General features: G+C 41.9%; 11 protein-coding genes. 1 reads left to right on the plus strand and 10 read right to left on the minus strand.

Translation table 11 applies throughout. The features are described 5' to 3' along the window. Window positions 1-15 precede the first annotated feature (15 nt). On the plus strand, window positions 16-1,590 hold the full coding sequence (gene serA / locus MHI16_RS10620; RefSeq protein WP_058014789.1) for a phosphoglycerate dehydrogenase: 1,575 nt from the start codon (window positions 16-18) through the stop codon (window positions 1,588-1,590). Between the two features lie 35 nt (window positions 1,591-1,625). Here serA and MHI16_RS10625 read toward each other — a convergent pair whose 3' ends face one another. The 10 genes from MHI16_RS10625 to MHI16_RS10670 form a co-directional block, all read right to left on the minus strand. Continuing rightward, window positions 1,626-2,270 (minus strand): M23 family metallopeptidase, encoded by a 645-nt coding sequence (locus MHI16_RS10625; protein ID WP_058014788.1) that lies wholly within the window; start codon window positions 2,268-2,270, stop codon window positions 1,626-1,628. A gap of 100 nt (window positions 2,271-2,370) precedes the next feature. After that, complete coding sequence (locus tag MHI16_RS10630; protein WP_058014787.1) at window positions 2,371-3,480, minus strand: hypothetical protein; 1,110 nt, start codon at window positions 3,478-3,480, stop codon at window positions 2,371-2,373. Further along, a complete protein-coding gene (gene sigX / locus MHI16_RS10635) occupies window positions 3,392-4,000 on the minus strand; it encodes an RNA polymerase sigma factor SigX (protein WP_003215976.1) in 609 nt (202 codons plus the stop codon). Before sigX ends, MHI16_RS10630 begins: the two co-directional genes overlap by 89 nt. A 202-nt stretch (window positions 4,001-4,202) precedes the next feature. After that, on the minus strand, window positions 4,203-5,984 hold the full coding sequence (locus MHI16_RS10640) for an ATP-binding protein (protein ID WP_058014786.1): 1,782 nt from the start codon (window positions 5,982-5,984) through the stop codon (window positions 4,203-4,205). Next, the gene (locus tag MHI16_RS10645) at window positions 5,981-6,703 is read right to left on the minus strand and encodes a response regulator transcription factor (protein ID WP_003215596.1); all 723 of its coding nucleotides are present in this window, start codon (window positions 6,701-6,703) and stop codon (window positions 5,981-5,983) included. The genes MHI16_RS10640 and MHI16_RS10645 overlap by 4 nt, the downstream gene beginning before the upstream one ends. An 87-nt stretch (window positions 6,704-6,790) precedes the next feature. Further along, on the minus strand, window positions 6,791-7,969 hold the full coding sequence (ccsB, locus tag MHI16_RS10650) for a c-type cytochrome biogenesis protein CcsB (protein ID WP_058014785.1): 1,179 nt from the start codon (window positions 7,967-7,969) through the stop codon (window positions 6,791-6,793). Next, complete coding sequence (locus tag MHI16_RS10655) at window positions 7,953-9,632, minus strand: cytochrome c biogenesis protein ResB (RefSeq protein WP_058014784.1); 1,680 nt, start codon at window positions 9,630-9,632, stop codon at window positions 7,953-7,955. Before MHI16_RS10655 ends, ccsB begins: the two co-directional genes overlap by 17 nt. A 1-nt stretch (window position 9,633) precedes the next feature. Further along, complete coding sequence (locus MHI16_RS10660; RefSeq protein WP_058014783.1) at window positions 9,634-10,164, minus strand: thiol-disulfide oxidoreductase ResA; 531 nt, start codon at window positions 10,162-10,164, stop codon at window positions 9,634-9,636. A 90-nt stretch (window positions 10,165-10,254) separates the two neighbouring features. Continuing rightward, window positions 10,255-10,989 carry a 23S rRNA pseudouridine(2605) synthase RluB gene (gene rluB, locus MHI16_RS10665; protein ID WP_061410248.1) on the minus strand — a complete coding sequence of 245 codons (735 nt, stop codon included), beginning with the start codon at window positions 10,987-10,989 and terminating at the stop codon, window positions 10,255-10,257. A 137-nt stretch (window positions 10,990-11,126) separates the two neighbouring features. Next, window positions 11,127-11,663 (minus strand): spore maturation protein, encoded by a 537-nt coding sequence (locus MHI16_RS10670; RefSeq protein ID WP_061408402.1) that lies wholly within the window; start codon window positions 11,661-11,663, stop codon window positions 11,127-11,129. Window positions 11,664-11,665: the final 2 nt, after the last annotated feature.

Raw genomic sequence — 11,665 nt, forward strand, 5'->3', positions numbered from 1 at the left:
GGAGGAAATCTTACGATGTTTCGAGTATTAGTCTCAGATAAAATGAGCAATGACGGTCTTTTACCACTTTTAGAATCAGATTTTGTTGAAATTGTCCAAAAAAATGTAACAGAGGCAGCAGATGAATTACACACATTTGATGCTTTACTTGTCAGAAGTGCGACGAAAGTAACCAAAGAGCTTTATGAAAAAATGACTTCATTAAAAATTGTCGGCCGTGCCGGTGTGGGAGTAGACAATATTGATATTGATGAAGCAACCAAGCATGGCGTCATTGTGATCAATGCACCAAACGGTAATACGATCTCCACAGCTGAGCATACATTTGCGATGATCTCTTCACTCATGCGTCATATTCCACAAGCCAACATTTCTGTGAAATCAAAAGAATGGAACAGAGGTGCATATGTTGGTGCTGAGCTTTATGGAAAATCTCTTGGGATTGTTGGACTTGGCAGAATCGGAAGCGAAATTGCCCAGCGCGCAAGAGCATTTGGCATGACAGTCAACGTATTTGACCCATTTCTGACAAAGGAACGTGCAGAAAAAATTGGTGTCAATGCCAAGTCACTTGATGAAGTACTCGAAGTATCAGATATCATCACTGTACATACCCCGTTAACAAAAGAAACAAGAGGGCTTCTCAATAAAGAAACAATTGCAAAAACGAAAAAAGGCGTCCGCCTAGTGAACTGTGCACGCGGTGGTATTATTGACGAGCGTGACCTTCTTGAAGCGCTTGAAAGCGGCCATGTTGCAGGAGCTGCACTCGATGTATTTGAGGTAGAACCTCCTACTGATAATCCGCTTGTAGATCATCCGCTCGTCATTGCAACTCCGCATCTTGGCGCATCGACGAAGGAAGCACAATTAAATGTAGCGGCGCAAGTATCTGAAGAAGTACTTCAATTTGCAAAAGGACTCCCTGTTATGTCATCTATTAATCTGCCAGCGATGACAAAAGATGAGTTCAAAAAAATTCAGCCTTATCATCAGTTTGCAGGTAAGCTCGGACGTCTTGTCTCTCAATCAATGAGAGAACCGGTAAAAGAAGTAGGCATCTCTTACGAAGGCTCTATTTCAAAACTCGAAACATCCTTTATTACAAAAAGTCTCCTGTCAGGCTTTTTAAAAGAGCGTGTTGATTCGACTGTAAATGAAGTCAATGCTGGAATGGTGGCAAAAGAACGCGGCATTAGCTTTAGTGAAAAGATTTCTTCCAGCGAATCTGGTTACGAAAACAGCATTTCTATTGAAGTCAAAGGCGACCTTTCAACCTTTACTCTAAAAGCAACCTATATCCCGCATTTAGGAGAACGCGTTGTTTCCATTAATGGATTTAATATTGATTTTTATCCAGATGGACACCTTGTCTACATCCAGCATACTGATGCACCTGGTGTGATTGGAAAGGTTGGACAAATTTTAGGCGACCATGATGTCAACATTGCGACAATGCAGGTAGGACGTAAAGAAAAAGGCGGCGAAGCCATCATGATGCTTTCTTTCGACAAGCATCTTGAGGACGAAATTGTCAAAGAATTAACCGAAGTGCAAGATATACTTTCTGTGCGTCTGATCGACCTATAAAAAATCATGATAAACCTCATGCAAATGCATGAGGTTTATTGTTTTGAAATCATTAAACGATCTCCCGTTCGGATGAGATGAGTAGACAGCTCATTGATCTTTTTCAATTGTTCCACAGTCATCTCATGCGCCTTTGCAATCGACCAAAGGGTATCTCCTTGTTTAATGAGATATGTATTGTTCTCTTGTCCGTTTACATGTAGAGCCGGCTCTTGGAAGCGATCCATCGCAATGATTGTGAGTGGATCTACCGCATCTTCTTTGCTGGCTGACCAATGACCCCTGTGCACCTCAAAATGCAAATGAGTGCCTCTAGACGCCCCTGTGTTGCCGATAATGCCAATTGGCTGTCCTGTTTCTACATGGTCACCCTTTTTAACAAAACGCTCATGTAGATGTGCATAGACAGTTTCATATCCATTTGGATGCTGGATAAACACAACCTCGCCATATGTAGCAGATACATACGAACGCGAGACCACACCTTCACTTGCAGCAAAGATGGATTCTCCTTCTGGCGCAGCTATATCTAATCCCATGTGCGAGCCGCCTCTTGTCCCAAACAAATCCGTGACTTCTCCTTTTATCGGCTCCACCCATTCGCTTGTTTCCTGTGCATGAGCAAAAGGCGAAAAGATCATCAAAAAACAGCTGGCACATATGAAGCAATACCTTTTCATCAGTGACTCCCCTTCTTTGAGGTTCTTTTTATGACAGCTTAGTATACAGCAAGGAAGCTATTTTCTATACATCAAAAAAGAACGCAATTTCTCGCGTCCTTTAACGGTCTTTTATGACAACTGGATTCGGCAGAGCCGGCACCTCTATCGGTTCTTCTAATTCATACGGCCCCACTTGATCTGTTCCTGCCTGTTGAATGGTAACCTCTGTAAAACCAAAATCTTTCGCTGAGAGCAGCAGACCTTCAATGAGTAAAATATGATCATTTGAGTCCGATAATCGCGCTGTTGCTCCAAACGTAATGGTCACATGTTTTCCTTTAGACGTCACTTCTTTAATCGGTTCGTCTTTAATTAATGGATCAAGTCCTGCATCGCTTGTACGCTTCATGGCTTCTACCGCATCTTCATACGATGAATAATGCGCTTTTGACGGCACCAAAAAAGTCCCGCTCTTATTCTCTAAAACATAATAAGCGTGCTTTGTTTGTTTTTCAATCGATATTGTTCCAATGCTTCCATTTGCTCCCAGTTGAAGGTGAGACCCTTTGGCTGTCTTGACTTGCACCTGCTTATATTTGCTCCATTTTAGCGTTTCTTTTACCATATCCTTAAACCGGTTGGCTTCTTTTAACGTATCAAGGGACAAATCACTTTTTAATTGAAAAATAAGTGTATCTCTTTTTTCGCGAAGGTCCACCATATCCATATAAGATTGAAGGGGCTTTGTCATTTCAGGCAGCTGCACCTGTTCATATGTGTTCACCATATCCTGCAAATGATCGTACCCATCCTCTTTTTCAATGCTAATTGGAACCACTTGAGAGGTCGATTCATCTATGTATGCAATGGTCATATACTTTTGCTGCTGCTTATAAGAAACAACGTGTGAGGGCCCATCAGTCTGCTTGACCGCCTCTAATGTGGCGTTCACCTGACTTTTGTCAGCACTTGAATCCATTTTCATTTGCTGTTGATGATCTTGAGCAGCCGGCTGAAATAAATGAGGAGAAATTAAAAACGCCATAAATAAAACCACAACGGTTGCGACCGCTGGACCGATCCATTTGGCACTTTTCTTTTTCTGCCCGCTTGCCATCAGCATCTTCTGGTATATTTGCTTAGATGAACGGTTGTCCTCCACCTTTGGAAGCTGACTTAGTAACACCTTGATTCGTTCTTCGCTCCAATCGGACCTGTTCGTTTTCATTCACTAGCTCCTCCTTCAAAAGCTCCATATGTTTTCGGAGCACTTTCAGGCCTCGGTGCTGGGTTGTTTTGACTTTGCTTTCCGAGAACTTTAGCGCCTTTGCCGTCTCCATGATTGAGTAGCCCTGGATAAATCTTAAAATGATGACAGCTCGTTGATCAATCGTGCACTGATCAAGTGCGGCATAGATTTCTTTTACATTTTCATCCTGCACAGCCAGTTCGTCTGGGAGCAAGTCTGGGTCCTTTACATCCTGCTTATCCCAATCAAACGTGCCGAGTACCCGTTGTCTAATGGTTTGCTGTTTGCGAAACCAATCAATTGCCACATGCCTTGCAATCGAAAACAGCCATGTTTTCTCGCTGCTTCTTCCTTCAAAAGTTTTATATGAGTGAAGTACCCGGATGTAAACCTCCTGAACGAGATCCTCTGCCTGATTTTTATCTTTAACCATATAAAATAAAAACTGGTACAAATCTTGATGGTACGAATCATATATTTTTTGAAAGGTTTCATGCATAGGAAACCCCTCCGTTCACTTATTTTTGTCGAGTGACTCTTACAAAACGTTACATTACAACTTTATGACAAATATATTACAAGTTCGACAATTTTGAAAGGGCTTTTTGTTTAACTTCTCCTTAAAAATATGAAAATAAAAAAAACACTTCTTTTTCTTTCGAAAAGAAGTGTTTCTCATGTAACAAGATTCTTCGTCAGGATTAGACGAGTTCCTGCTTTTTTCTCGGAATATAAAAGGTAAAGTGTGTACCTGTACCCGCTTTGCTATGTGCATGAATGGAGCCTTGATGCGCTTCTACGATGTTCTTCACAATCGCAAGACCAAGTCCGGTACCAGAACGCCCTCTTGTTCTTGCCTTATCCGCTTTATAGAAACGTTCGAAAATAAATGGCAGATCCTCTTCTGGGATTCCGCTTCCTGAATCTTTTACATCCATTTTCAGACCGCTTTCCACCGATTGAACCGAGAAGTGAACCTCTCCGCCCTCTGGTGTATGACGAATGGCGTTATCAATAAGATTCGTAAACACCTGCTCAATCTTATCTGGATCGAGTACAAAGTGGGGTTCAGCCACTTGAATGTCATATGTGAGATCAACTTGCTTTTCTTTTGCAATACCGAGAAATTTGCGGTAAATCTTCTCGATCAGCTCTTCTGTATCCGTTGATTCAAGATTCAGTGTAATATGGCCAGCTTCCATTCTCGCTAGGTCTAGAAGATCGTTCACAAGACGTCCCATTCGAAGCGATTCGTCGTAAATAATTTGCGCAATCTCTTTCTTTTCCTCTTCTGAGCCTGCAATATCATCTACAATCGCCTCACTATATCCTTGCAGCATAGCAATTGGAGTACGAAGTTCATGACTGACATTGGCAATGAAGTCTTTTCTCAGCTTATCAAGTCTTCGTTCCTCTGTCATATCACGAAGGACCGCAACTGCTCCCCTAACGTCCTGCTGATTATAAAGCGGAGACATGAGAAGAACCCAAGTACGCCCTTGCAGCGTGACTTCGATCATTTGCTCTTTTTCCGTGCTGACGGCTGTATGAAACAGTTCTCGCGCTTCTGGAGGCAGTTCATCTCCATCTTTGATCTTCATATTTTGCTCGTAATACCATGCCTGCAAGAATCGTTCTGCAGGAGGATTCGTCATGAGGATCGTTCCATCAATATTGATGGTGATGACACCATCAGCCATACTGCTTAAAATATTGGACAGATGCTCTTTTTCTTGATTTAAGGCTGTGATATGAAATTTAAGCTGCTTGCCCATTTGATTAAAGGCGATGGCCAGTTCTCCAATTTCGTCTTGCGTTAATATAGGAATCTTTGTATCAAATTTCCCTTTCGCCAGATCCTGTGCTCCCTCTTTCATCTTTCTAAGAGGATAGGTGACACGAGTTGATAAGAAGAAAGCGAATATAGTGGTCAGAACAATGGCAATTCCGGCTGCTAGGAAGATATAACGCGTCGTATGTTTTGTTGTTTGCTCTACAGCGAGTAATGATTGAGAAAGAAAGACCATGCCTTTTTTCCCGTTTGCCTCAAATGGAACACCGACGACAATTCGTTCATCTTTATGATTGCCTGCATTTGGTTCTGCACGTTTACTGATTTTTTTACGATTTTTTAGCGCTTGATTCAAATCACTGTCTGCTTCAATTTGTTTCTTTGTAATCGCAGGAAGCTTCCCGTCTTTTTCAGACGAGTACCACTCTAGCCCGTCCTCTTGGATAATCGCAATACTCGTCAATTTGTCAGCAAGCTCTGATGTAATCGACCTTGCGAGTGATTGATCGTCATGGCTTTCTAAAATGACCGCCACTTTATTTGCCATTTGCGTTAAATCTGACTTTGCTTCTTCTACATGGTAATTTTCAATGAACTCTAAAAGAAGCACGGTTAAAATAGATAAAACAATGAGGACGAGGAAGAGAATGGTTAACCATAGCTTTCCAACGACACTTTTCCACAGTTTCATTCAGCGCCGACCTCAAATTTGTACCCGACACCCCATACCGTCACGATTTTTTTCGCAGCTTCTGGTGACACTTTATTCAGCTTTTCGCGTAGTCGTTTGACGTGGGTATCGACTGTTCTCAAGTCTCCAAAGAATTCATACTGCCATACTTCTTTTAACAGCTTCTCTCTGTCATAAACCTTATCCGGTGTTTTCGCAAGGAAATATAAAAGCTCATATTCCTTCGGCGTGAGACTGACTTCTTTGCCATCAGCTGTCACTCTATGCGCATCGTGGTCAATTGAAAGATGAGAAAACACAAGTACATCTTTTGTTGTTGTCCCAGTATTGAGATAAGACGTTTGAGAAGATCTTCTGAGCAATGCCTTCACACGTAAAACAACTTCACGCGGGCTAAAAGGTTTGACGATGTAGTCATCCGTTCCTGCTTCAAACCCTTGCACGCGGTTGGCTTCTTCTCCTTTTGCCGTCAGCATAATGATTGGAGTTGCTTTTTTGTCTCGAATTTGATTACACACTTCGATCCCATCTGTGCCAGGCATCATTAAATCGAGCAAAATGAGGTCATAATCTGTTTGGAGTCCTTTTTGAATGGCCTCATCTCCATTTTCAGCTTCATCGATTTCATAATTTTCACGTTCTAAATACATTTTTAAAAGGCGGCGAATTCTTGCCTCATCATCTACGACTAATATTTTCGTTTGAGTTGTGTGTTCCATTAGACAATCCTCCTGCTTTCTCCGTTGTTACATTCATTTTAGCAAAAAGCCGAATCGATTCATAAAAAGTTGGCCTTTTTCATGTGATTACGCGTAAGAATGAAGCCCTGCAATCACGAGATTGACAAAGATGAGATTAAACATAATGATGGCGAATCCGATGACAGCTAACCAAGCGGACTTTTCGCCATGCCAGCCCCTGGATAAGCGAAGATGAAGGTAGGCTGCATAAAAGAGAAACGTAATCAATGCCCATACTTCCTTCGGGTCCCAGCCCCAGAACCGAGTCCATGCAATTTGCGCCCAGATCATTGCAAAAATGAGTCCGCCTAACGCAAATACAGGGAAACCAATGGAAACAGCTCTGTATCCAATTTCATCGACTAAATCTAGGTTCACCTGTTTCACGAGCGGTTGAAGTAGAGCGCTCAGTCGTTTGCGAATGATCAACCGAATCAGCCCATACAAGATCAGCCCCGTGCCGAATGACCATAACACCGTATTGACCTTTCTTCCTGAAAAAACAGGCGGCAAATCAACAAACGGTTCCAAACGATCTTGCGTCACAAGCTCTCCTTTATGAGGTCCAACTAGAGCTGGCAGCTCATAGACCATCACACTTTCCTCTTTATTTTTATCGACCCAATTAAATTTCGCTTCGTATCCTGTCATTCTAAAGATGGACGTGACTGCGATAAATGCAAGTGTCACAACAATCATAAACATGACAAGCTCTAAACCAAATGTCTTCTTACCTGGTTTAGTTTGATCGACATGCTTTAATAAGAAGATGACACCCGCCACAAAGCTGATCGCTAAAATAGCTTGCCCTAGTGCTGCTGTTGTCACGTGAATATAAAGCCAATTACTTTGTAATGAAGGAATTAGCGGTGATATATCAGATGGGAACATGCTTGCATAGGCAATAATCAATAAAGCGATTGGAAGTGTAAATAAACCAAGTACCGACACTTGATACACAAAATATAAAATGATGAATGCGAGCACAAGCATCATGCCAAAAGCCGTTGTGAATTCAAACAAATTACTGACTGGTGCATGACCAGACGCCATCCATCTTGAAATAAAGTAGCCAAATTGACTTAAAAAACCGATGATGGTGAGCGTAATACCGATAAGTGCCGCCTTATTTTTGCGCGGTCCATCAACTTTCTTTTTTCCTTTAATGGCACCACCAAAAAAAGGAACTGCCGCTAAATACAATAGAAAAGCTGCAAATAACAGGTTTTCACTGACTGCTGCCATCTAATCCTTCCCCCTTGCTTTTGCTGATACTTGTTGTATCAGGCAGTTCTTTTTGATCAACTGGCTGTTTGATGCCACTGTCACTTAGGATCACACCAAGATCAGACTTTAAGCCAAACCAGTTTTTGTTTGTGTGTCCTGCCACGAATACTTTTCCATCCTTTGCAGACAGCCAAATTCTTCTATGCTGCCAATACATCCCCTGCACGACACCAATCATGAAGATGATCCCACCTACAATGAGCACCCCAAGAGTTAAATCTTTTCTCACCGTCAATCCCGTGACGTTTTTGGTTTCCACTCGATCAAACTTCATTTTATATAGGTTGTTATCAGAACCCTCAACTGTCTCTTGAATCGCCACAAAGCTTTTTTCACCTTTAGGCTTTTCAGGAGAAACCATTTCAAACACGAAAGCAGGATTATTCGGATTCCTTGTTTTCGTACTCGGCGTTCCATCATCGTCAAAATAAAAATCAGGGAGATAGCTCATCACCTTGACTTTGTAACCGCTACCAAGATCATATTCTGACTTAGGCTCCAGCAGATTAATCTTCACTGTTCCGAAAGATTTTTCAGTATCTTTACGAATCAGCTGAAAGACCATTTGATCGAGTTCATTTTGTTTAAAATCCACTTGATATAATGAGAAATGATCAAACTTGAGCGGTTCGTTCACTTTAATATCGTGTTCTGATACCTGCTTCAGCTTGGGCTTTTCACCAAACACAACTTCCCCTTCACGTTTGTATAAAGTGGCATCGGTTTTATAACTTTTCACTACTTGACCGTCGCCAGCTCTTTCAATCGCATTCTCAAACACTTCTTTTTCATTTTCAGTTTCATAGCGGTCAATTGAAAACGCATTATTTTTCAAAAAATATTGACCATCTGTGCCTGGAATTGGGGCAGTTTCACCCTCTCTAACCCACAGCGTTTCATCCACATACATGCCTGGGACAAACCGGAGCATTGATCCAATGAGAAAGATGATTAATCCAATGTGATTGACGTAAGGGCCCCAGCGTGAGAAGCGGCCTTTTTCCGCTAAAATATGTCCGTTTTCTTCTCGTACTCGGTAACGCTTTTGTTTCATTGCTTTCATGATGCCTTCATATGTATGCTGATCTAACGTTTTGTCTGTCTCACTGAACAGACGCTGTCTTCTCATAAAGCCTTCTTTTTTGATAACCCCTTGGTTTTTGAGTGCTCGATAAAGAGGAATAACCCGGTCGAGACTGCAAATGACAAGGGAGATTCCGATGGATGCAACTAGAGCTAAAAACCACCAAGAATTATAAAGATCATGGAATCCAAGTGTGTAATACAGCTTGCCAAACGACCCATATTGCTCTTCATAGTAAGTGGAAGCAGATGCACCTGGCGGAATAAATCGCTCCTGCGGAAAAATCGTTCCTAATGAGGAAGCAAGCAGTGTAATGACAATCAGCCACACACCCACCTTAACGGAAGAAAAAAAGTTCCATACTTTATCAACAATCGTTTTGTTGTATGTTTGCGAGCGCCTCGCACTGCCGTCGTATCTCATATCAAGCAGCTTTGAAGAGTTTTTCTCTTTAGCCGCAATAGGATTCCCGCAGGATTCACATAAAACAGTACCGATTGGATTAATATGTCCACACTCGCATTTTACCTCTTTCATTCTATGACCCCTTTGGTTTAATCAAATTCATATATTCATAGACATTGCGTTCTGTCATGGTTCCCTTTATGACTTTGATTACCTTGCCTTCAGGATTAATTAAAAATGTGGTTGGCAGCGGCGTAATATCATATGCCTCTGTCACTTGACGATCTTTGTCCATGGCAACAGGAAAATTCACGCCATAGGATTCCATAAAATTTTTCACGGCAATATTGGATTCCCCAACATTCACTGCAACAATTTCCACACCGCGATCCTTGAACACTTCATATTGATTTGCCATGTAAGGGAATTCTTGTTTACACGGACCACACCAGGTCCCCCAAAAATTAAGAAAGACGCCTTTGCCTTTTAAGTCCTTTAGTTCAATCCGTTCCCCATCCACAGATTGAAGGACAAAGTTTGGCGCAATAGATCCTTCTTTCACCCGATCCTGTTTGGCAAATACTGAGTTATACATGGTATAACATAATGCAGCAAGCATCACGAGGAGAATGCCCGTCCGTATGAAAAACCGTCTTTTTTTCATCTGAAGTACCCCTTCCCCATAGACATTCAGGTAAATTATAGCATTCTCCTTCTTTTGATGCTTCTTCATTTTTTGAAGTTTATGTGAAAATTAAAAAGCGCTTTTTCCGTGATCCGCAATCGCTCTCAGACGCTTCACTTCATGTGGAGACAATTCTCTGCGGTCTCCTGGTCTCATGCCTTCAATATGAAGGAACGCATATTGCTCTCTTTTTAGCTTTAGCACATCATGACCGATCGCTTCAAACATGCGGCGCACTTGTCTGTTTCTGCCTTCATGAATGGTTAATTGAACAATAGATGTCTGCTTTCGTTTATCAATCGAAAGCATTTTCGCACGGGCAGGTGCAGTTTTTTTATGATCTAACATAATCCCTTTTTCTAGCTTTCTCAGCAATTCCTTTGATGGGATTCCTTTTAGCTTCGCTGCATATGTTTTATCAATTTCGTATTTCGGATGCATGAGCTTATGGGCAAATTCCCCGTCATTTGTAATTAAAATCAAACCGCTCGTATCATAATCTAACCGGCCGATTGGATAAAGGCGCTGCGGGATGTCATCAAAGAAATCTGTGACCACCTTACGTCCTTTATCATCCTCGGCAGCTGAAATGACGCCGCGCGGTTTATAAAGCATAAAGTAAACCGGTTCTTCTCTTTCAAGCTTTAATCCGTTGACTTCAATTTTATCTGAAGAGCCCACTTTTACTCCGAGCTCTGTCACTGTTTGACCATTAACGGTAACTCGTCCTTCTTTAATTAATTCTTCTGCCTTTCGTCTTGAAGCGACGCCGGCATGTGCAATTACTTTCTGTAAACGTTCCATTTTGTCTTTCACCTCATGTACTATCTTACTTGCTTGACTTAAAACAAACAAGCATTCGTGGAAAAATAAGCGATTCGTCTGTTTAATTTCAGCTAAAAAGCATTTTCCCATCCATTGAAAGACAAAAAAGCGCCTCTTTAGGCGCCGCTAAATAACAAACTGACAATGATGACAGATGCAATGATTCCAATAAGGTCCGCTAACAGACCTACTTTCAGCGCATCTCCCATTTTTTTAATACCGACTGCCCCAAAATAGACCGTTAAAACGTAGAGAGTGGTATCAGTTGACCCTTGCATGACAGCTGCGAGCTGTCCGATAAAAGAATCTGGTCCATATGTCGCAATGAGGTCTGATGTCATCCCAAGTGCAGCCGTGCCTGATATCGGACGAATAAACGCAAGCGGCACCACTTCTGCCGGAAAGCCGATCGCTGTAAACACGGGTTTTAACAGTCCCATGACAAAATCAAGCGCACCAGACGCGCGGAATATCGTAATGGCCACGAGCATGCCGACTAAATAAGGAATGATTGAAAAGGCAATTTGAATACCCTCTTTCCCGCCCTCGACAAATGTTTCATAGGTCGGTACCTTTTTAATGGTTCCCGCAATTAAAATTCCTGCGATGATCAGTGGGATCAAAGCAAGTGACAGCCAGTTAATAAATGACACGA

It is taken from the genome of Bacillus sp. FSL K6-0923 (assembly GCF_038630825.1).
Lineage (GTDB): Bacteria > Bacillota > Bacilli > Bacillales > Bacillaceae > Bacillus > Bacillus pumilus.